Source organism: Paenibacillus sp. FSL W7-1279 (assembly GCF_037969845.1).
Classification (GTDB): Bacteria; Bacillota; Bacilli; order Paenibacillales; family Paenibacillaceae; genus Paenibacillus_AQ.
On record NZ_CP150215.1, the window covers coordinates 3368494 to 3390260 of the forward strand.

The 21767-nt window shown below is 47.4% G+C and carries 17 protein-coding genes; 13 read left to right on the plus strand and 4 right to left on the minus strand.

Features of this window, described 5'->3' with window-relative positions; all coding sequences use genetic code 11:
* The first annotated feature begins 104 nt into the window (after positions 1–104).
* From MKY82_RS14955 to bahA, 5 genes are all read left to right on the plus strand, one after another.
* A complete protein-coding gene (locus MKY82_RS14955; RefSeq protein WP_339296676.1) occupies positions 105–677 on the plus strand; it encodes a sigma-70 family RNA polymerase sigma factor in 573 nt (190 codons plus the stop codon).
* The gene (locus MKY82_RS14960; RefSeq protein WP_339296447.1) at positions 655–2151 is read left to right on the plus strand and encodes a hypothetical protein; all 1497 of its coding nucleotides are present in this window, start codon (positions 655–657) and stop codon (positions 2149–2151) included. Before MKY82_RS14955 ends, MKY82_RS14960 begins: the two co-directional genes overlap by 23 nt.
* Positions 2152–2249: 98 nt before the next feature.
* Positions 2250–2963, plus strand: coding sequence for a response regulator transcription factor (locus MKY82_RS14965; RefSeq protein ID WP_194542473.1), 714 nt, complete (start codon positions 2250–2252; stop codon positions 2961–2963).
* Positions 2960–4111 carry a HAMP domain-containing sensor histidine kinase gene (locus MKY82_RS14970; RefSeq protein ID WP_339296448.1) on the plus strand — a complete coding sequence of 384 codons (1152 nt, stop codon included), beginning with the start codon at positions 2960–2962 and terminating at the stop codon, positions 4109–4111. The genes MKY82_RS14965 and MKY82_RS14970 overlap by 4 nt, the downstream gene beginning before the upstream one ends.
* Before the next feature lie 97 nt (positions 4112–4208).
* Complete coding sequence (gene bahA, locus MKY82_RS14975) at positions 4209–6479, plus strand: bacitracin amidohydrolase BahA (protein ID WP_339296449.1); 2271 nt, start codon at positions 4209–4211, stop codon at positions 6477–6479.
* 118 nt (positions 6480–6597) lie between these two features.
* Here the strand turns inward: bahA and MKY82_RS14980 are convergent, their stop codons facing one another.
* Together MKY82_RS14980 and MKY82_RS14985 are read right to left on the minus strand one after the other, a co-directional pair.
* On the minus strand, positions 6598–7626 hold the full coding sequence (locus tag MKY82_RS14980; RefSeq protein ID WP_339223847.1) for a sensor histidine kinase: 1029 nt from the start codon (positions 7624–7626) through the stop codon (positions 6598–6600).
* Positions 7623–8294 carry a response regulator transcription factor gene (locus tag MKY82_RS14985; RefSeq protein ID WP_194542477.1) on the minus strand — a complete coding sequence of 224 codons (672 nt, stop codon included), beginning with the start codon at positions 8292–8294 and terminating at the stop codon, positions 7623–7625. The genes MKY82_RS14980 and MKY82_RS14985 overlap by 4 nt, the downstream gene beginning before the upstream one ends.
* A 238-nt stretch (positions 8295–8532) precedes the next feature.
* On the opposite strand from MKY82_RS14985, the gene MKY82_RS14990 reads away from it, so the two are divergent.
* From MKY82_RS14990 to MKY82_RS15025, 8 genes are all read left to right on the plus strand, one after another.
* Positions 8533–9300, plus strand: coding sequence for an ABC transporter ATP-binding protein (locus MKY82_RS14990; RefSeq protein WP_339296450.1), 768 nt, complete (start codon positions 8533–8535; stop codon positions 9298–9300).
* Positions 9281–12475 (plus strand): FtsX-like permease family protein, encoded by a 3195-nt coding sequence (locus MKY82_RS14995; RefSeq protein WP_339296451.1) that lies wholly within the window; start codon positions 9281–9283, stop codon positions 12473–12475. The genes MKY82_RS14990 and MKY82_RS14995 overlap by 20 nt, the downstream gene beginning before the upstream one ends.
* A gap of 195 nt (positions 12476–12670) precedes the next feature.
* The gene (locus tag MKY82_RS15000; protein ID WP_339296452.1) at positions 12671–13960 is read left to right on the plus strand and encodes a class II aldolase/adducin family protein; all 1290 of its coding nucleotides are present in this window, start codon (positions 12671–12673) and stop codon (positions 13958–13960) included.
* Between the two features lie 317 nt (positions 13961–14277).
* Complete coding sequence (locus MKY82_RS15005; protein ID WP_194542480.1) at positions 14278–14763, plus strand: DUF6530 family protein; 486 nt, start codon at positions 14278–14280, stop codon at positions 14761–14763.
* A gap of 73 nt (positions 14764–14836) precedes the next feature.
* On the plus strand, positions 14837–17056 hold the full coding sequence (locus tag MKY82_RS15010; protein ID WP_339296453.1) for an AAA family ATPase: 2220 nt from the start codon (positions 14837–14839) through the stop codon (positions 17054–17056).
* A 244-nt stretch (positions 17057–17300) separates the two neighbouring features.
* Positions 17301–18455, plus strand: a complete 1155-nt coding sequence (locus MKY82_RS15015; protein ID WP_339296454.1) for an AI-2E family transporter — start codon at positions 17301–17303, stop codon at positions 18453–18455.
* A 202-nt stretch (positions 18456–18657) separates the two neighbouring features.
* A complete protein-coding gene (locus MKY82_RS15020) occupies positions 18658–19143 on the plus strand; it encodes an Rrf2 family transcriptional regulator (RefSeq protein ID WP_113060199.1) in 486 nt (161 codons plus the stop codon).
* Positions 19144–19302: 159 nt separating this feature from the next.
* Positions 19303–20058, plus strand: a complete 756-nt coding sequence (locus tag MKY82_RS15025) for an alpha/beta hydrolase (RefSeq protein WP_339296455.1) — start codon at positions 19303–19305, stop codon at positions 20056–20058.
* Between the two features lie 218 nt (positions 20059–20276).
* Here MKY82_RS15025 and MKY82_RS15030 read toward each other — a convergent pair whose 3' ends face one another.
* Entirely contained in the window at positions 20277–21101 is an 825-nt protein-coding gene (locus MKY82_RS15030; RefSeq protein WP_339296456.1) for a DJ-1/PfpI family protein, read from the minus strand.
* Positions 21098–21736: a DUF2306 domain-containing protein gene (locus MKY82_RS15035; protein WP_194542484.1), complete on the minus strand. Its 639-nt coding sequence runs from the start codon at positions 21734–21736 to the stop codon at positions 21098–21100. The genes MKY82_RS15030 and MKY82_RS15035 overlap by 4 nt, the downstream gene beginning before the upstream one ends.
* Between the last annotated feature and the right edge of the window lie 31 nt (positions 21737–21767).

Consider the following 21767-nt stretch of genomic DNA (forward strand, 5'->3'; position numbering starts at 1 on the left):
GGAAGGTTCTTTTTTGTTTTTTATTTTTAACTTTACTGAGAAGTTTGAGGGACAGCTTACGTTTATAGGTTGTACTAAATGAGCAGGGAAGTGAGGTGAAACACATGACAGATGCGTCTTCCGAAACCGAGATCATTCGTCGTATCGTCGGAGGCGAAAAGCAATTATTTGCCGTTATCGTCGATCGTTACAAAATTAAAGTATACGGAATCATCCGCAGCATGGGGTTAAATCATCAGGATTCTCAGGACATTGCGCAGGAAGCATTTGTTAAAATCTACCGCAGCTTGGCGAATTATCGGGACGAAGGGCATTTTTCGGCCTGGGTATATAGAATCGTCGTTCATGCGGTGAAGGATCTTCAGCGCCGAAATCGAATCCGTTCTGCTTCAAATGAAGGGACCCATGAACCAAGCCACCAGCATACGCCTGAACAGTTTGTCCTTCAAAAAGAAATGCAGAGGGAATTATATCACCAGCTACAGGAATTGCCCTTTAAGTATCGATTGGTGCTCCTTCTCAAGTATACGAATGAGCTGACATATGAAGAAATCTGCGAGATTACCGGATTAAATGCTGACCAAGTTCGAAATGCCATGCACAGAGGCAAAAAGAATCTCAAGAAACAAATCGAGAACAAGGGAGGGATATGGTTTGAAACCTATATTAAAGGCTAGTGACGAGGAGTATTGGGGCTCCAAAATATATGAGGAAGGACCGGACCCCGAATTTACTTCAAACGTGATGAAAGCATTAGAGAACATCGAAATGGACCCGAGGGGGCTTGGCGGAGGCTTGCAAAAGAAAGCCGCTTTCAAGCAGGTATTGCGGCGAATGGTGATGACCGGAGCTGCTGCCGTAATACTCATGGGCGGAGCGTATATGGTATGGCAGAATTCGCCTGACAGTACCTCTATGATCGGCGAGCATCGGTATCAAGGAAGTGACTCTTTATCCACCAACGGATATTGGTTATGGGATGAGGAATATGAAAGAGCTCGACGCTTTGATCTTCTTCAAATGCAGAACGTCAAAGTGGAAGATGGCGGATACTCGATGGAAATCATGGCCGTGTTGAAGGACCGTTCCCATATTGTTATCATCACGAAGCAATTCGGACCAGATGGCCGTTCACTAAAAGACAGTGTGCGCGATCCGTTCTTGATTACGGACACGCAGGGACGCCAAGTTGCAATTCCCGGTAGGCATCTTCGCAACACGGATCCGGGAATACAGGATTATGTTTATGTATTCAATGGCACGGTTCCGGATCACATTGTTATCCAGGGTAAAGCAGTAGAAGTAGTAGCTGATCCAGAACAACAACCACAAGAACGTGTCCTGGTTAATTGGCCGCTGGAGTTGACGATGGATATGACAAATGCCAAATCTTTATCGGTATCTAAACCTTTAGAGGATACATATTCAACGCAGGAAGGGCTCAATATGGACATGAAACAGCTTCTAGTTACACCAAACGGTATCCGCTTTGATATGTCGATATCCCTGGCTCCCCAGATGCTCGAACAGGTCCCATCGAACTGGCATAACGGCCTGGAGGTTTTGTATCATGTGAAGATTAAGGAAGGTAACCGGTATAAGACCATCGGATCCTATATTAAAAAAGTGGAATCGCAGCAAATGAATACTTCAAGCGGGACCCTGGAATGGTCCAATGAATTCGATTCGACCGTGATTCCTCCGGATTCCAGTCATGTGAGGGTGGTGGTCGACGGATTGACCATGCGTTTCCTAAACGAAGGCGCCATTCAGCTTAACCCCAGAGAGCTGGATAAGAATCCCGCTGTGATGATGGATGGAGGAGACACCCTTACGTTTACAAAATCTTCGCTGCTGAAAGATCCTTCTACAGGAGAACAAATTGTTGCCCTGTACGCCAAGGGAAGGTTTATGAATCAGCCATTACTTGATGAATGGGTAGCAGTTGATAATAATGGGCAGGAATACAAGGTCCATATCGGTGGAGCTTATACGCAGGGGGAGCCAGTAACATCGGAATATTTGGAATTTGCGATTCCAGGTTTAACGAACATCCCGCCATCAATTACATTAAAACGAACCGTTATTGGCAAGAAGCGAGATTTCCAGTGGGCATTCGACTTGCCTGCCGTTTCGAATCTGCCTTGGTAAAGTTGCTGGGACCTCCGACCATGAGTTAACGAACAAACCCTAAAAAGGAATTTCGCCCCCCAAGGAGAACCATATATTACTTGGAGGAGGATGCATCTATGCCTAAAACCATACTTGTAGTCGATGATGATCCGGATATCATTGACATGCTTAAACTTTATCTGGACGCAGAGGGATATAAGACGCTCGAAGCTTTCGACGGGAAAACTGCCCTAGAGCATCTGCGAAGCAGGCACGTGGATCTCGCACTCTTCGATATCATGATGCCGCTCATCGACGGATTCCAGCTGCTCCGTATGATGCGGCAGGATTATAAAATCCCGGTTATTCTCATCTCGGCCAAAAATCAGGAGCTTGATAAAATAACCGGACTCAAGCTGGGGGCAGACGATTATGTGTCCAAGCCGTTCAGCCCGCTCGAAGTGATGGCGAGAATTCAGGCACAGTTAAGACGCTCCTGTGAGTTTAATGAGCCGTTGGAAGCTCCAGCGGTATCCGAAACCTGCGTTGGGGACTTGCAGCTGGATCACCGGGAATGCATGTTATACATCAAGGGAACGCCGATTTCGCTGAGTGCGATCGAGTACAAATTATTGAAGCTGTTCATGGGGGAGCCGGGGCGCGTATTTACGAAGAAGCAAATTTTTGAGCATGCCTGGGATGAACTTTATTTGGCTGACGATAATGCCGTGATGGTCCAAATCAGCAGGCTTCGCGACAAAATCGAGGCTTGTCCCAGGAAGCCTGTCTATATCAAAACCATTCGCGGTCTCGGTTACCGGTTTGCGAAGAAAGATGAGTTACAGCCATGAATTCACCTAATCGTCTGCAGCGTTCGCTGATTCGCCAATATATTTTTTTCTTTGTTACCATTGCGCTTATTGCCGCGTTTTCGCTATTTGTATTAAATGCGCTGATCATGGATTATTTTATGGAGGCTTCCGGACCGGTCAAGGCGGAGGCTGGAGTCATAGGCAGTCCAACAGCCGTGCCAGGCATGGACAGCGATCAGCATGAGAAGGTGTTTTATGGAATGGCACTGAAAACGCTGCTGCTGTTTCTCGCTTTGTTTGCAATTAGCGTATATGTCTTCGGAAGATGGACGGCATCCCGGCTGACGACCCCGCTCCGATCGATTGCGGATGGTATCCGCAGCATTGCACGTGGACATTACCATGAAAGATTACATTTTCGAGCGAGCTATGAACTTGCGCAGATTCAGGATGATTTCAATGATATGGCTGCACGGCTCGAACGGATGGAGAGGGAAAAGCGAGAGCTTGCAGAGAGCAAGCAGCGAATGCTGATTGACATTTCCCATGACCTGAAGACACCGATGACCACCATTCAGGGCTATATCGAAGCGATGGAATTGGGGCTCGTTAATTCGGAAGAGAGAAGGCAAAAAATCCTGCGTTTGATTTCCGACAAAGCCAGCCTGATGTCGGAGCTGATCGATGGTATCTTCGAGCTGTCCAAGCTGGATAGTCCCGACTATCCTTTTGCCGTTGAGGCATCCGACATTACAGAATTCACAAGGGAAATTGCAGCCGAGTATTACGAGGTGTTCGACGAACAGAAGTTTCATTTCCATTACGATATTCCTGACAGTGAAATCATCGTACCATTCAACACGACCTGGTTAAATCGGGCGGTTTCCAATATCCTATCAAACGCTATTCAATACAATCCGCCCGGTACAGCTGTTGAACTGAAATTGGCAGCAACGGGGAAAGGAGTCGAAATTCACATTACAGACGATGGCATCGGAATCCCGGATGTGTTGAAGGAAAAGGTCTTCGATGCCTTTGTCCGCGGAGACCAAGCCCGAAAAAGCGATGGGGGGACGGGTCTGGGTCTTGCCATTGCCAAACAAGTGGTTGAAAAACATGGGGGTAACATCAGGCTGATCACGAACGGGCACACGAAATTCATTCTTTTTCTTCCTAACGAATTGTAAGATTACTGAAAGATTCAGGAAAGCGGAGCGAAAGAGTTATCCGGTAACCTCAGAAGTAGAACCAACCACTTTAAGGGATACAGGAGGACTGGAGAGATTGGAAATACACAAAGAGAAAGAGAAAGAGAAAGAGAAAGAAAAAGGCGTTACTTTTTTTCGAAGAATCATGGCAAACCGGAAGCGTAGGGGGCCGTTATCCCCTGGATGGAAGGGGGCGTCGCTTGGGCTTGGTGCCACCGGCTTTATTCTAATTTTGATACAGGCCAACTATCTATTGACGGGGCATGGTGTCGGTAAATTCATCGTGGGCACATTCCTGTTTCTCTTTGCGGCTGCCCTTATAAGCGGCCTAGCATCAATGTTGCTGCACGGGGTCAAGAAACTACCAAGCCGTTATATTTGGATGTTGCTGTATTCCCTGATCATGTTTTTGTTCTGTTTTATTGTGCAGCCGGGCGTATCGGCAGTCTTCATCGTCTCTTTGGCCATTGTTTTATCTTTATTTGGTGCATTGGCTTATAAATTTGCAGCGGGAAGCTACAAGCAAGTGTCTAAAACCAGGAAAATCGGCTCGATGGCCTGTTTGTCCTTGATCACCATCGCGATCGGCGCGGGCAGTTTCTGGCTGATTCGTGCCGGAGATGATGCCGCTCCGGACATCACATTGAAACAGCTGAAAATCTCAACCCGATATGAAGACTCGATGATGAATAACCCGGCCGAACAAGGCACATATCCCGTCCAAAGTCTGTTATACGGAAATCCTGACAACTATCGGACAGAATTTAACCAAAGCGGTTCCCTAACCACCCAAACGGTGGATGCGTCCAGGTTTGTTGAGAAATGGTCGTCTTTGCGCACGAAGTCGCTTGGATTCGGACCCGAGGCCATGCCGTTAAACGGAAGAGTGTGGTATCCCGAAGGGGAGGGCACCTTTCCGCTTGTTTTGATTGTACATGGTAATCACTTAATGAATGATTATTCCGATCCGGGTTATGAATATCTCGGCAGGCTGCTCGCGAGCAAAGGGTATATATTTGTCTCCGTGGATGAAAATTTCCTCAATTTCTCCCCATATGAGGATCTATTCCTGATCAATCCGCTGCTAAAGGAAAACCCGGCAAGGGGTCTGCTGCTGCTGGAGCATTTGCAAACCTGGAAGGGCTGGAACAGCGATCCGGACAACCCGTTTTACCAAAAGGTCAATATGGAACGAATCGCCCTCATCGGTCATTCCCGAGGCGGCGAAGCGGTCGCGATCGCGGCAGCGTATAACAAGCTTAGCCGTCATCCGGACCATGGGGATATCAAGTTTGATTATAACTTCTCGATCCGCTCGCTCATTTCCATTGCGGGAACGGACGGGCAATATAAGCCGCAAGGCAAACCTTTGCCGCTGCAAGACGTAAATTATCTGGCTTTGCATGGAGCTCATGATATGGATGTCAACAGCCTGGACGGTGCGAAGCAATATCACCGGATTCGTTATACCAAGGGCACAAATTACATGAAATCGCTGATCTATATCTATGGAGCCAACCACGGCCAGTTTAACGGAGGCTGGGGCAGAGGGGATGGGGCAGGGTTGGGGAACCAACTGTTTAACCTACGTCAAATTATGCCACGGGATGAGCAGGAAACCATCGCAAAAGTGTTCATATCTTCGTTCCTGGATGCCACGCTGAAGGACCAAAGGCAATACAGGGAGGTGTTCAAGGATTTGGGTTATGCCAAGGAATGGATTCCCGACAATCTGTATGTGGGCAATTATTACGATTCGCAGATGACTTTGATCGCCAATTTTCATGAAGACATCGATCTGCAGAGCACCACACTTCCTGGCGGCAGCTTGCGGGGCGAGAACCTGCAGCAATGGAAGGAAGAAAAGGTTAAGACAAAATTAGGCGAAGCGGATTACAGCGCGGTTCGCTTAGGCTGGAATTCGGACGGTTCGTCCGAGCCTGCGTCCTATACGGTTACTTTGCCGGATAACGGGGTGGAAACAGGGAGGGATAGCTCGATCGTATTTTCGCTGGCAGATGCACGCAAAACAGAAGAAAGCGGCGACCCGAAAGAGCTTATCAATTTTACGATTACGGTTGAAGATAGGAAGGGCCATCAGGCAAGTCTTCCCCTCAGCCACATATCCAAGTTGCCGCCTGTTATTGAAGGTAAACTTCTCAAATGGCCATTTTCGAATGCAGGCAATACTTCAGAACCTGTATTTCAAAGCTATGATTTCCAGTTAGACGATTATCACAAAATGAATCCGGACTTCAACCCGCTGCAGTTGAGCAAGATTCGCATCGAGTTCAATCTAACCAAGCGGGGAAGCATTCTGCTTAGTGATGTAGGCATTCGATCATAACTTGTATGGTCTTATAGGATGACTTTGATGACTGCCAGTCGACAAGAACTCTATACGATGAAGAAGCCGCCATACTGGCGGCTTCCTTTGATTTAGGTTGGGTAGCGGGCTCAAACCGTTACAGCAAGCTGTGATACGTATCCGTTTTAGGAAAGTGGATCGTGACCTTGGTATAAGCTCCCGCCTCCGATTGGATGGATAAATGATGGCCCAGCTTATGCACTAATTGCTTTGCGAGGTAAAGACCCATGCCGGTCGATTTGGCATGGCTTCTTCCGATGGAACCGGTAAATCCTTTTTCAAAGACTCGATGAAGATCTTCCGGCTGAATTCCGATGCCCGAATCTATAATATGCATCCTTTTTTCCTGTCGGTCCTCCTCGACCGTGAATGTGATGGTTCCGCCTTCATTCGTATATTTCAAAGCATTCGCAACGATTTGATCAAGGATAAATCCGAGCCATTTCCGGTCGGTATGAACCGATTGCCGAATGTCCTCCATATGAAAGCGAATCCGCTTGTTGATAAACGTTTTTGCGAATTTTTTCGCACAGGTTTTAATGATCGCGTCTAATGGTTCTTCCGTGATGAAGTAATCTTTGGAGAAGGAATCAATTCGAGAATAGTATAATGCCTGCTCCACATAATTTTCAATTTTGTCGAGCTCATCCTCAAGTTTATCGGCTAGGGAATCTGCTGTTTCCCCGGTGCTATTCTCCATTAGCAGACGACTTGCCGCTATCGGAAGTTTCACCTCATGAATCCAGGACAAGATAAATTCCTGATGATCGATCTTCTCTTCATTCAGTTTCCGAAGGTCGCGTTCATGTTGGCGATGCAATTTGGTGAAAAGCTCGAGATACAGCCGTTGTTGCAAGTTTTGTGGTTCAGGGGCAACGACAGTCCAATCTTCCCGGTCCAGATGGATCAGTTGCTGAAGCTTCAGGTAATAGGATCTTCGATAATAATAGCCAATTAGCAAGTAAGCTGCGACCAAGGCAAAGCAAACGATATGAATATACAGCAAGTTGCCTGACACGAGGGCCGGGTTGAAGGATAAAGTCATGATTATTGAAATAAAGCCCATCATACCCGCGTACAACATCAAAAAATAACGTTTGTCCTTTATGTATTGAATGAAACTCATGGGACCATATAACCTTGCCCTTTCTTGGTAACAATCCAGTTTTCCTTTCCGATGCCGGCCAGTTTTTTACGCAAGCGGACGATGTTAACGGTTAACGTGTTTTCGTCCACGAAGCTTTCATCCTGCCAAAGATGACGCATGATTTTCTTACGGTCAACAACCTTTCCCTTTTGCTGCATGAGGATTTTCAGTATACTGACCTCCGTTTTGGTAAGCTCCGCTTTCCCTCCTTCATACGAGAGAATACCTTTCTCCGGATGGAACATGACCCCCTCATGTTCGAGCACATCCGATTGCATGTCCGAATAGGAATAGGTTCGGCGCAGCAGCGCATTAACTTTAGCGGTCAACACATCCATATGGAACGGCTTCTGAATATAATCGTCCCCGCCCATATTCACTGACATAACAACATCCATGGGCGAATCGCGGGAAGAAAGAAAGACCACCGGTACATTGGAAATTTCTCTTATCTTCTGACACCAGTAAAATCCATCATACGAAGGCAGGTTAATATCCATGATGACAAGATGGGGTTGGTTATGAATAAAGCACTGTACGACATGGTCAAAGTTTTCGACGATTACCGTTTCCAAGCTCCATTTGGTTAATGCTAATTGGATCATCCCCCGAATGGTCGGGTCATCCTCTACGATCATGATTTTCATAAACGATCCTCCCGGGCGTTACGAGCGGCAAATTAAACACATTGTATACGATCTTCCCGCGGCAGACAAGCAAGTATCCGGGGGTTCTTCCTTTGTCTAATGTGACAGGAATGTAAGGTAGAGGGGGAAGTTGTAAGCTAAAGTAAAGGTGAACTGTATTAAGATCAGGATAAGAAATACATGATGTCGAAATCGTGCTGATTGTTTCTATATTGATAACCAGGAAGGATAGATCAACATGAAAATGGTAGTGAACGCTTCTCAGATTAGAAAGGTTTATGGCGTAAAAGGAAATGTATATACCGCCTTGGATGATATCGATTTGACCGTGCAGGAGGGAGAGTTCGTGGGGATCATGGGGCCGTCCGGCGCAGGCAAGTCGACATTGCTCCATGTGCTTGCGACAATTGATCAGCCTACTTCGGGAGAGGTGATGATTGACGGGGTAGACGTACTGAAGATGGATGAGGAACAATTATCCGCTTTTCGCCGGGATAAACTGGGATTCATTTTTCAAGATTACAATTTGCTGGACACTTTAACGGTGAAGGAGAACATCTTGCTGCCCTTGGCGCTGGTCAAGATGAATGTCAAAGAACTGGAGCATAGAGTGGAGGAAATCGCGGACAAATTCGGCATCACCCCGATTCTGAACAAATACCCGTATCAGATTTCCGGAGGGCAAAAACAGCGGACTGCGGCTTCACGCGCCATGATTTCCGGCCCCAGTCTGCTGCTGGCCGATGAGCCGACCGGCGCTCTGGATTCGAAATCGGCGACCGCGCTGCTGGAGAGCCTGAAAGACCTGAATGAATATGATCAGGCAACGATTTTGATGGTCACTCATGACACGTTTGCGGCAAGCTACTGCACGCGGGTGCTGTTTATAAAGGATGGTCGCATTTTCACCGAACTGACTAGAGGAGATGCATCCCGCAAACACTTTTTCAAAAAAATATTGGATGTATTGACCGTTCTGGGAGGGGATGCAAGTGACCTTGTTTGACATCGTGAAAAAGAACATGAAAGGGAACTTCAAAAACTACACGATCTATTTCATTTCCATCCTGTTCAGCGTCATTATCTATTATACTTTTCTTTCTTTGCAATACAGCCAAGAAATTACGAATTCAATCGAATCATCGCAGAGCATGCGATCCGTTTTTATGATAGCATCCATCATTTTGATCGTATTTGTTACCGTCTTTATTATGTATTCCAACCGTTTTTTCTCCAGGCAGCGTAAAAAGGAAGTAGGCTTGTACGCGTTACTTGGTCTACCCAAAAAAAAGATCGGAAAAATGCTGTTTTATGAAAACCTGATCATTGGGGTAACTGTTTTAATCATAGGAATCTTGATTGGCACATTGTTGTCCAAGCTGTTCGCTATGATCTTAATTAAGCTGCTGGGGACGCCGGTACAGGTAGGCATGGCTTTCTCTCTTCGAGCTCTGATTCATACGCTCATCGTGTTCATGGTGATTATTTTGGCGACGTCGATCCAAGGCTATCGATTGATTTACAGCTTTAAACTCATCGAATTGTTTCGCGCGGAGCAGGAAGGGGAGCAAGAGCCGAAAGCGTCGTTTCTATCGGCAGTGGGTGCAGTTCTCTTTTTGACTGCGGGATATGGGTTCGCCTTCCGCGATTTTGCCGTCACCGAAGAAATTCTTGTCAATCTGAGCGTGATGACTGTCGGAATTATCGCTGGAACGCTTCTGCTCTTCTCCTCGCTGGTCATTGTCTTGCTGAGAACCGCCAAGAAGAGAAAACGAAGTTATTATAAAGGCATGAATTTGGTCATCACCTCTAATTTGGTGTACCGGATTAAAGGAAACGCTCGTTTGTTAAGCGTCATTTCCCTGTTATCCGCTGCGGCGTTGTGCGCCTTCAGCGTCGGCTTAGGCGCATACTATACGTTTGACAAAACATCGAAGCTTACCGCTCCATTTAGCTACATGTATATTGCCCAGGACAACGCCTTTAATAAAAAAGTAGACGAAATCATACGTGGAGATGAAGCGCATCCGATTATTGCGCAAATGACGATTCCGGTGCTGGAGACAAAAGGGGAGGCTTCCAATCCAGAGATCCTTCCGGAGAGAATGATCGAAGCAGACAAAACCCCGCTCAAAGTGGTCTCGATCGATCAATACAACCAGGTGGCAGCGGCGCTGCGCTTCCCTGTACTTGATCCGATCGAACAGGATGAAGCTATAGCGATCCGGCCCATGTATACGGACTATGAGTGGCCCGATTATGAAGGCGAAACGGTCGATATCGAATTGCCGGATCAACGGTTAACTCTTGCTTTTACGGGGATGACCGTAGAACGAATCATGAATTGGAGTTATCCGGATGTGATGATTGTTGTAAGTAACGGCACCTACGACAAAATGGAGGCGCAAGTTTCTCCGACCCGCTATGTCGGGTATGCTGTGCAGGAACAGAAGACGACGAAGCACACGGCTGATGCGCTGGCGTCGCTGAAGACACCGGAATCGAATTTATCTTCATATTATTCCGAATACCGTCTTGGAATCGAAGAAGCGGCCTTTAATGTTTTTATCTTAGGATTTCTTGGGCTCGTTTTTGTCATGGCAACAGGCAGCATGATCTATTTCAAGCAGCTGACTGAAGCAACAGCAGACAAACCACGGTACGATATTCTTAAAAAAATCGGTGTAAGCGGAAAAGAAGTAAGTATGGCAATCATTAGGCAGAACGCATTTATTTTTGCTTTGCCGCTCATGATCGGCCTTGCACATTACATGGTCATCCTCCAATTGTTAAAAAGATTATTCAGCAATATGGCAGGCGCCAGTCTCATGCTGCCCATCCTGATCTGCATGGCTGTGTTTTTCCTGATCTACACGGTTTATTATGTGCTCACGGTCAACTCCATCAGCAGGATCGTCAATGGAAGGTCTGCCCCCGTGGTTAGAATTGCGGCTATCGCAATCATGGTCTGTCTTCTGGTTCTGATTGGAATCTTCTTCGGCACGGAAACCCCTGCAACGCAGGTTGAGAGGGGCCAGGCAGAGAAAATCCAATTACAGCTACCAGAACCTACTGGAGAATATTCTGTGGGGACGATGGAAATGCACTTCAAGGATGACAACCGGGTGGATCCATGGAAACAGGACAGAGACAGGGAACTCATGATCAGCATATGGTACCCCGCCACGGGAAAAAGCGAGCAGAAGGCAGTGTACATGCAGCCCGAAGCAGCAAAGTATTATGATGAAAACACAATCTCGACGATCGGATTGGATCCCGGTCGGGTCGATCTCTCCGGTATCCGCACTCACGCTTGGTTAAATGCACCGCCGGCGAACAACGACGTTGGGTGGCCGCTGCTCATCTACTCACCTGGCGGGTCTGTTCCAAGAAACTTCGGGACGGCTGTAGTCGAAGACTTGGCCAGCAGAGGTTATGTGGTCGTTACAGTCGATCATACGTATGAAGCCTCTGCGGTCCAATTTCCCGATGGACGTGTGGCAACGGAGTCATTACCGACTTTCAGTGCAGAGACGGTACTGAAGATGCTGGAGGTAAGAGTGGATGATATCCAATATGTGTTGGACCAACTCGAACTCATCAAGGAAGGCCGTCATCCAGGCGATCAACCATTGCCCGCTGGACTCCAACAAACATGGGACCTGTCTAAGATCGGAATATTCGGACATTCCGCCGGCGGGGCTACTGCTGCTCAGGTGATGTACGAGGATGATCGCTTTGACGCTGGCATCGACATGGATGGAACGATGGGCCACATGCCCGATAATCCATTGCCGGTGGCGCAGCATGGTTTGGATCGTCCTTTCATGCTCATGAATTCAGGCTACAATAAGGATGGCGAGGTTGATTCCCATCTAACCGCGATGGACCGTCAATCGTTCTGGCAGCATTCGACCGGCTGGAAACTCGATCTAACTATTCCCGAGGGAGCACATTATACGTTTACAGATTATCAGACGCTGCTTCCACAGCTTCAAGATAAGCTGAGCCTATCGCCGCGAGTAGTCCAGCAATTTATCGGAACTGCCGACCCGAAACAGACAATCGCTGCCCATCGAGATTATGTCGCTGCCTTCTTCGATTTTCATTTAAAGGGTGCTCCACAGCCGCTGCTGACCTCTCCGTCCGCAGACTATCCAATGGTTGATTTGTTGAAGTAAAGACATGAAGATAAACCGCGACACAACAAAACAGGGATGATATCATCTCTGTTTTGTTCCCGTTCGAGATCACAATCATTACTTACAGTTATTGTTTTGTTTTTGCCACAATCTTGATCGCTTATCAATAGAAAAAACAGTATAATAAAAACAAACAAAACTAAACAAAGACATTCGGATAAGGCGGTGGTAGGAATGAATCAGGAGTTTTTGCATCCGGCAGATCTGCTCCTTCAATTTATCAATCGTATTTATAACCATGGCATGACGACCACGTCCGGGGGTAATCTGTCTATCAGGGACGAGAACGGAGATATTTGGATAACACCCGCCGGGGTGGACAAAGGCTCCCTTACACGGGGAGATATGGTATGCGTGAAGGAGGATGGTACGGTTCTGGGAAATCATAAACCATCCAGTGAATTTCCCTTCCACAGGCTTATCTATCAAGCCCGTCCGGATTTGAAAGCAATCATTCATGCCCATCCGCCAGCGCTGGTTTCGTTCAGTATTGTCCGGCGCATTCCGGATACCAGGCTGCTTCCGAACGAACGGCAGATCTGCGGCGAGATCGGGATCGCACCTTACGCCCTGCCTGGAAGCGAGCAGCTCGGGGAGAACATTGCGGCTGTTTTCAAGCGCGGGATTGACACGGTCATGCTGGAGAACCATGGCGTTGTGGTCGGAGCCGGGGATCTTCCGCAAGCGTTTAACCGGTTTGAAACCCTAGACTTCTGTGCGAGGCTGGAGATCGAGGCGCGGCGACTCGGAAATCCCGTCCTGTTGACCGATGAGGATTACGACATCGTCCGCAACAAAAGCACGCTGCAGCTGGATACGTATATCCGCGACACCTGCACGTCGGAGGAAAAAGAAATTCGCCGGGACATGTGCGCAATTATGCGGCGTGCGTATAAACAAGGTCTGTTTACAAGCACGCAGGGTACTTTTTCCCATCGTTTATTTGGTCATGATTTTATCATTACACCCTACGGCAAAGACCGCAACCATCTGGAGCCGGGTGACCTCGTTCGTATAGAGAACAGCAAAGCCGAGGCCGGCAAACAGCCGAGCAAATCCGTCTTTCTCCATGAAGCGATCTATAAAATGCAGCCGCATGTCGATTCGGTGATTATCGCGCACCCGCCTAACATCATGGCATTTGCCGTAACGGATACCGTATTCGATTCAAGAACGATTCCGGAGAGTTATATCTTGCTTCGCGGAATGCCCAAGCTTCCCTTTAATGCGGTTTACAATGAGCCCGAGCGTACCGCTTCGCTGTTTAGACCCGATACGCCGATCGCCATCGTGAACAATAATTGCATCATCGTTGCGGGACAGAGCCTGCTCAATGCTTTTGATCGATTGGAAGTTGCAGAGTACAGCGCCAAGTCCATTCTGTCGGCTAGAACGCTTGGGAATGTCATACACATCGATGACGATCGGATTCGCGAGCTCGAATCAGCATTTAATCTGGAGTAGTAAATGTATAGAATATCTTCAGCTGTACCAAGGCTGCCGCAGGAATAGTGCGGCAGCCTTTCGTTTGTTCCGGCTTAGACATATCGACATCGGCCTTCACCGTTTTTTGGGGAACCCGGCCCCTTCTCGGAAACGATTCGATATGCGTGTTTTCAAGCTCCTGTTTACAACAATATTAATATTGTCTATTATATAGATAGATCGATCATGTTTATGTTTATTTAATGATTTAAATTAATGTGTTGAAACCTATATTAAATAGGCAGCTATGAGCACAGTTGGATTACGATTTAATTCTTTGGAAAAGAGGAGACGCAATGAATATACCTGCTTCTACAAATCATAAACCCGTGATTATTTCGGATAACTATGGGAAAGTGGATGGGCGATTCGCATATAAGACAGATGTAAGTGCACTATCTTTGGGATTGACCAAGCAGAACGGGGACGGTAGGGCGCATATTGCCGCCAAAGTATGGAGAGCCGCTGAGGAACAAGGGGCCGGTCCATCGGATGAGTTACCTCTTCATCGAATTCTGGATTTATCCATCCTCATTTGCAGTGCCCTGACACATTTTAGCGAAGCCTATAGATTTGAAGATTTATATGACCCGCAACATCCTGTGATCGACCGGATCGGATTGCAGGGGAACGCCATGACGGTAGCAGTATGCACGGATAATGAACAGATTCAGGAGGATATCAAGCTGTTCAACGAGGCATTGAGCGATAATGGTGAGATGATTGGTGAACGTCTGCGCACTTTGACGAGAATGTTAGAAGAATTGGGTTATGTACGGTGAGAAAGCTGCCGGATTGGGAGTGATGAACCCATTCCTGCGTTCAGAGTTAACGAGAGTTTGGAGGTGAGCGGTCATGAAAGACCAGCATGATAATAAATCTTACGTGCTGTCTCCTGGGAGAGTATTGACCGAGGAAGAAAAAAGTCTTGTCTGGAAAAAACCATTAACACATACAGCAAGCGAGGAAGAACGGCGAATCACGAATGAAATCAAGCGTAATTGGCACCGCGGCGAGATGAAAATCGCCACGATTTTATTGGAAGGGGATGCCGGCTCCGGAAAAACGCAGCTTGCCAAGGCGTTGTCCGCAAACTTCAGGTTACCCTATACCAAAGTAACTTGTTTTGCCGATATGGATAAATCGGATATCCTCGGAGCCATTTTGCCGGTTATTTCATCTGATCGAATGAAGCAGTTGGAATCAGCGGACCGAGCGGCCTTGAAAGCATTATACGAAAGCGACGGCTTTCGAAGCTCGACGGAGATTTTGATGGAGGCGCTGGAGATTACACAAGAGATGGCTTCCGCAAAAATGAAGCAATTATTGAAGCTGGCCGCGAATATGGCTCAGGATGGAGCTGTAGAATATCGATTTTACGCTTCCGAGATCGTCCGAGCTTTTCAGAAGGGCTATCTGCTGGAAATCCAGGAACCGAACGTGATTCGGGATGCCGGCGTATTAATGGCATTGAATTCCGCATTGGAGCCGGGCGGCAGTCTTAATCTCCCAACGGAGATCGTGCAGCGGCATCCGGATTTCATAGCGGTGATCACGGCAAATCGTAGTTACGCCGGATCCAGGCCGCTTAACGAGGCATTGCGTGACCGAGTGCAGCATACGGAGAAGATGGACCTGCCGACCAAAGAGATTATGATAGAGCGAGCGATGGCCAAAACCGGCTATCAAAACGATGAAATGCTGGATGTGCTGGCAAGGGTCATTATCCTATTGGATAAAACAGCCCGAGCTAATGCCATTAAAGGCGTGGCTGGCATGCGCTCTTATTTCTATTGGGTGGATACCGTTTCGCAAGGTGCTTCTGCGAGGGAATCCCTTTATCATAAAGTGATTTACAAGATAACAACCGATTCGGAAGAGATCACACTGCTGGAAGAAGCGCTGAAAGGCGAAGGTTTGCTGGATATGTTGGAGGAAGTCCCGGTTGAAAAGAATAAAAAACGAAGCCCAGAGGCAGTGGAGATCGCGACATGGGAGAGCGATATAGAACTGGATTCCATGCCTGACGGGCAAGCTGAGGAAGAAGGGCTCCAGTTAAAGAAGTCCGCTGAAAGCGAAGACAGCACATCCATCCTCGCGGATGAGTCAGCGGATATGGAAAGCACGGATTCAGGAGAGGACGGATCACCGCAATATCATCAGGCCAATCCCGAACCCATGACAGAGGAGGAGAAACAGAAGGAGCGGGACTTCCGCAAAAAGCTGAATCAAGTCTCCAGGGCCATCGTGTCCGATTCGATTCATCAGGCTGTAAAGCTGATCGTTCACCGTCCTGATGTTGACCCGATCCAGCAGGAGGAATATCGGAGTCTGCGTAAGGACATTATGCCCATCGTGCGGGAAATCGCCAGACAGACGATGCCGCTGTTGGAGCACGAGATAACCACGGAATATGCCAAGAACCATTACTATGGTTCTAAGTTTCAGGCAGACAGCGTGGCTTACCGTGATTTCAGGTATTTTGCCAAGAAACGTCCTCCGACGGAATCCCCTGGTCTTGTCGTCGGTTTGAGGGTCGATGAATCAGCATCGATGGCTGCTTTCGGGAGACTCGAGGCGGCTAAGCGGGCGGTCATCGCGGTCTATGAATTCTGCCAAATTTGCCATATACCTGTTTTAATTTATGGGGATACTGCGGATGTTTCCCGTTTGGAGCAGATGTCCATCTTCGCTTATGCCGATTACGATCAACCGGATGTCCGCGACCGGTTCAGGCTGATGGGCATCCGGGCCAGAAGTAATAATCGGGATGGTATGGCTTTAAGAATTATGGCGGAACGGTTAGCAAATTCACCGAAACAAACGAAGCTGTTGATTAGCATCAGCGACGGGCAGCCTAAAGCCATGGATGACTATACCGGTAGTCTGGCGATTCAAGACATGCGGCAGACTCTATCCGAATACGAAAGAAAAGGAGTCAAATTTCTGGCGGCAGCCATCGGCCAAGACAAAGATGTCATTAGTCAGATCTATGGTGCCGAGAGATTTTTGGATATGACCAACCTGAATGAGCTGCCAGCCAAGCTGGTGCGGATCATTTCTCGATACTTGTAACATCATCTTACCGAATTGCTTCAGCCTGCGTGTCATAGTGACATGCGGGCTTGTTTATTACTGATGTCTGTGAATACATGAACGTATCTCCCCGTTCTTTCTTGGTAAACTGGACATGTGCCCTGTTCAAACATTATAGTTAAAAGAATGAAGAGCGCGTCGTTTTGTCGGTTTTTTTCGGTGTCGTGAATCGATGCTCAGCGTTACAACTTGAATATGTATACATAAGTAAGGGAGGACATGTATGGAGCAACCCCGTATTTGGCCGAATCGGTTCAAGCGCTTTTTTCTGAACAATAAATTTGTGCTTCTTTTGCTTGTTCTGTTGCTGGTTGGTCTTAATGTGTTGGTTCTAAGCAAAATTTCGTTTGTGCTGCATCCGCTCGCCGTGTTAATCAAGACGATCGTTTTGCCGATCATTTTATCAGGAATACTCTATTATTTGCTGAATCCTCTGGTGGATGTGATGGAGAAATGGAAAATCAAGCGTGGATGGTCCATCCTGATCCTCTATCTGGTTATAGCCGGTATTCTAACAATTGTGGTGCTCGCGGTCATTCCGGTGCTGCGCAACCAGATTATGGGGCTGATTGATAACTTTCCGATATATAGCGAAAAGGTTAGACAGCAGTTTGAAGATCTAACGGGCAGCGAGTTGTATAACCAGATTCAAGAAACCATGAACATTAACTCCCAGGAATGGTGGACCACCGTCACGCAGAAGGCAACGGAACTTCTAAACCACACGTGGAGCAGAGTTGGCGGGTTTCTGGGTGCATTTACAGAGGTTGTGTTGTCGATCGTGACGGTACCTTTTGTACTGTTTTATATGCTGAAAGACGGCAAGAAGCTCCCTCTGAAAATATTGTCTTTCCTGCCGACGAAGAGTCGTTCCGGAATTTTGCATGTGCTTCAGGATATCAATCATCAGATCAGCTCGTTTATCCGCGGGCAGATTATTGTGAGCTTCTGTATTGGTATTCTGCTGTATATCGGTTACATGATCATCGGTTTGGATTACGCGTTGATTCTGGCGATTATTGCATCGTTCACCAGCGTGGTGCCTTATCTGGGACCCGCAATCGCGATTACGCCTGCGCTCATTGTGGCTCTGGTCACTTCTCCGGTGATGCTGCTGAAGATGGTGGCGGTATGGACGATCGTGCAATTAATAGAAGGGAAGTTCATCTCACCCCAAATCATGGGTAAAACGCTCAAGATTCACCCCATTACGATTATCTTTGTCATACTGACGGCCGGCAATCTGTTCGGTGTGGTTGGCATTTTGTTAGCCGTTCCCGGCTATGCGGTCCTTAAGGTTTGTGTATCGCATATCTTTGAATGGTTCAAGGACACGTCGGGATTATATGATCCTCGGAATAGCAACACGCCGAAATAGTCTTTTGGCTTGTGTCAATCCATATGATTAACTCTTGAAGTCGCCATTTTGGCGGCTTTTTTTCAACCATATTCCTCAATGAATCAGAAGGTAAGTGTAACCATGCTCCACCATGAAGCGTGGATTCATTGCAAAAACAAATCCGAATTGCTATAATGGATATCATAGGTCTATATAATTCGAATTTAAGGGGGGAACCGCTATACAGTTTTCCAAAAGCGTTGATTATGCTCTGCACGCATTAATCCACTTGGCTCATTCGGAGCGTGATCAGAACATCGGGATCAAGGAGTTATCTGCGACGCTGGGCGTCTCGGAAAGCTACTTATCCAAAATTATGTCTAAGCTGAGGCAGGATGGTATCGTGCGGGCTGTACCGGGAGTGAACGGAGGCTACGAGCTGGCCAAGCAGGCCGAGCAGATTACATTCCTTGAAGTGATACAGGTCATTGAAGGAAGACAGCAGTTGTTTGAATGCTCCAATCTCAATTCGCAGCAGCATCGCCTGCTAGCCGAAGAGAAGGCTGCCAAGATGCATGAGGATAATCCCCGTGAGTGCGTATGTCTGGTCAAACAGGTGATGGACGGCGCCGAACGGCAATTGTATCAATACTTGGAGGAGCAAACGATCCAGTCGGTATTGGATGCGGCATCGAAGCGTGGCAGCTGTGCGGAAAACAAGAAGTGATGAACTTCTTGTTTTTTTATTTTGATTTTGACCGTTCTTATCCCATCCAAGAAAAACAACTCGGATTTCATGCAATTTTATATTGACCGAATGTTCAGTCTTAAATTATATTAGAATCATAATCTGGATGTATCATCCATTGGAGAGAGGAGTTTTCAAATGGATTTAGCTTATCAAACTCAAGGCAGTGGGACACCTGTTGTGTTGGTACACAGTCCAGGTGTCGATTCAAGAGAATGGAACTATATTGCCCCGCATTTAGCCCGGAGCCATCAAGTCATCACGTATGATGGGCGGGGAACGGGAAAATCCCCAGCGCCGCAAAAACCAACCAGCTTGGTTGAAGACCTTCGGGCATTGCTCGATCATCTGCAAGTTGACAGCGCTTCGCTTGTCGGTCATTCCATGGGAGGGCAGGCCGTTACGGATTTTGCCTTGACTTACCCTTCCAGGGTTGACCATTTAGTATTAATCGCACCATCGCTAACCGGTTTCAAGCACGCCCAGCCATTCATCGATTGGATGGCCCAAGTAAATGCATGCGCACCCGATGTCGACCGTCTGGTCGAACAATCGTTGAGCGGGCCTAATTATCGTGTGACGATGTCCAGCTCTGAACGGGACTTTTTGCGCGAGATGCACACGTTGTATATGACCAGAGTGTTTAGTGAGTGGAAGAGCTTCGAGGTGATATGGCCGATGCCGCCAGCGATCGAGCGGTTGGAGGAGCTTGCTGCAAGGACGCTGTTTATTCAGGGAACGGTCGAATGGGAGGATATGCAACGAATTGCGGAACAGTTCAAGCGTGTGCAAGGCATCCGTTTCGAGGTAATCGAGGGGGCTGACCATATGGCTACCCTGACACATGCAGACGAACTTGCCGGTTTGATTGCTGCTTTTTTAGCGAGAGGATAATGGAACACATCGCGGCATGAATTACAAGGGAATAAATAAATTTTTTGCTTGATATAGAGGCAATGCATACACGCAAAAAGCCGCACAAATTGCGGCTTTTTTGATGATTTTATACAGTTAGAGTAGATGAAACGACATAAATTCATTGCGACTTGTTTTTCTCTAATAACGGTATGTGGGAGCGACACGGTTCCAAGCTCCCCGATCGCCTCGATTCCTCACTTTTTGTCTTTGTTCCCCGGTGCAGACGGTTGCTCTTTTTTAGGCGTTTCCTGGCTCGTCTCAAAGTTAATCGGCGGTAAGCCGTTTGCTTGCCACACCGTTCCTCTGCGCTCGTACTCGAATAACTTCTCTATAGCATTCGCAATCTGTGGTCCGACTTCACGCTCAACCAAATACAAGGCCACATCAAGTCCGGAAGTAACACCTCCGCCAGTTACCAAGCGTGGGCCATCTTCCACGATTCTTGCATCGACCGGAATTGCACCGAGAGCCCCTAACGCACCCATGCCTATCTGATTGGTGACAGCATATCTGTCTTTCAACAATCCATCCATAGCCAGCAGCAATGAACCTCCACACACGGTAGCCACCGTAACGTCCTTATTATTCATAGCTTGTTTCATCATCGTTGTTAACCCCGTATCCTTAGCCTGCCTCAATATGTTGGGAATAGCATCTGCGGTATTCCCCGCTGGCTTCCCCGAAGCACCAGGAACTACAATAATCCCGGAACGATTAGGGTCTAACATATCTTGCGCTTCGAGGGCAGGTCCATTCAGCCCGCTCGGTACCGAACGCTTACCTTCTGCAGATACTAATTCTACAGTGACTTTTCCACCAGTGTACATTCCGGCAGCAGCAAATACTTCATATGGCGCTAAGGCGTCCAGCAGATCAAACCCATCGAATAATACAATTTGTACATGCACGCTTTTACCCTTGGATGGATCTGGGTTCTTGTTTCTTTCTGCGCTTGCTGCGGGGGCGAATAGACATAGAACGAGTGTTAACGACGTGAGTAAACTAAGTATTTTTTTCATCCTGATACCAATTCCTTTCGATTCGTTCTGATGATGATTTCAGGAATAACTAGCAGCAGCGCAATCGAGCCGTAAACGCCGATGGTGTAGCTAGTAGGGTAAACGTACCCGAATCCCTGATGAAAAAGGGAAGTAATGAGATGGATCAACATGTTTGTGAAGCAAAAGGCATAACTACGAATCATCCAGTTGCGATGTCGAATGATCCTTTTCCTCTTGATTTGCACGAGCGCCGTAATGGTGATAACCAGCCAGATCATATTCAGCAGATTGAATCCCATACTGCTTATTTTGCCGCCTGTCGCGTAGGGGGCCATATATCCGGAAGTTAACACAACCAGCAGTACGGATACGATATATACATAGCCGTTTATGCGATGCAGCCTGCGGCTTCTTTCAAATATTCGATTCGAAAAGTTAATCAGTCCCGATGCCATGGCCACACATGCGAATGCGACATGAACGTACATGACATTAAGCCAAACCGGGAGATTGAGCTCGCGCTTCAGCCCGGTCTTATGGCTTAAAAATCCCGAAGCACCTGGATCGATCCAATAGTTTTTCACCAAGGCGTGTAGTATAAATAGAATGCTGACACAGGCCAGCAATAGATATAACGATTTTCGTTTCTTCATCCGTTCGCAACTCCCGAAGCTCCATATTTGA

Bases quoted from the DNA above. Each gene is read 5' to 3' on its own strand.
- MKY82_RS14970 (WP_339296448.1), top strand. From the start codon at position 2,960: ATGAATTCACCTAATCGTCTGCAGCGTTCGCTGATTCGCCAATATATT.
- MKY82_RS15035 (WP_194542484.1), bottom strand. From the start codon at position 21,736: ATGAAGAAACGAAAATCGTTATATCTATTGCTGGCCTGTGTCAGCATT.
- MKY82_RS15030 (WP_339296456.1), bottom strand. From the start codon at position 21,101: ATGAAAAAAATACTTAGTTTACTCACGTCGTTAACACTCGTTCTATGT.
- MKY82_RS14965 (WP_194542473.1), top strand. From the start codon at position 2,250: ATGCCTAAAACCATACTTGTAGTCGATGATGATCCGGATATCATTGAC.
- MKY82_RS14980 (WP_339223847.1), bottom strand. From the start codon at position 7,626: ATGAGTTTCATTCAATACATAAAGGACAAACGTTATTTTTTGATGTTG.
- MKY82_RS15000 (WP_339296452.1), top strand. From the start codon at position 12,671: ATGAATCAGGAGTTTTTGCATCCGGCAGATCTGCTCCTTCAATTTATC.
- MKY82_RS14985 (WP_194542477.1), bottom strand. From the start codon at position 8,294: ATGAAAATCATGATCGTAGAGGATGACCCGACCATTCGGGGGATGATC.
- MKY82_RS14995 (WP_339296451.1), top strand. From the start codon at position 9,281: ATGCAAGTGACCTTGTTTGACATCGTGAAAAAGAACATGAAAGGGAAC.
- MKY82_RS15025 (WP_339296455.1), top strand. From the start codon at position 19,303: ATGGATTTAGCTTATCAAACTCAAGGCAGTGGGACACCTGTTGTGTTG.
- MKY82_RS15005 (WP_194542480.1), top strand. From the start codon at position 14,278: ATGAATATACCTGCTTCTACAAATCATAAACCCGTGATTATTTCGGAT.
- MKY82_RS14990 (WP_339296450.1), top strand. From the start codon at position 8,533: ATGAAAATGGTAGTGAACGCTTCTCAGATTAGAAAGGTTTATGGCGTA.
- MKY82_RS15010 (WP_339296453.1), top strand. From the start codon at position 14,837: ATGAAAGACCAGCATGATAATAAATCTTACGTGCTGTCTCCTGGGAGA.
- MKY82_RS14955 (WP_339296676.1), top strand. From the start codon at position 105: ATGACAGATGCGTCTTCCGAAACCGAGATCATTCGTCGTATCGTCGGA.
- MKY82_RS15015 (WP_339296454.1), top strand. From the start codon at position 17,301: ATGGAGCAACCCCGTATTTGGCCGAATCGGTTCAAGCGCTTTTTTCTG.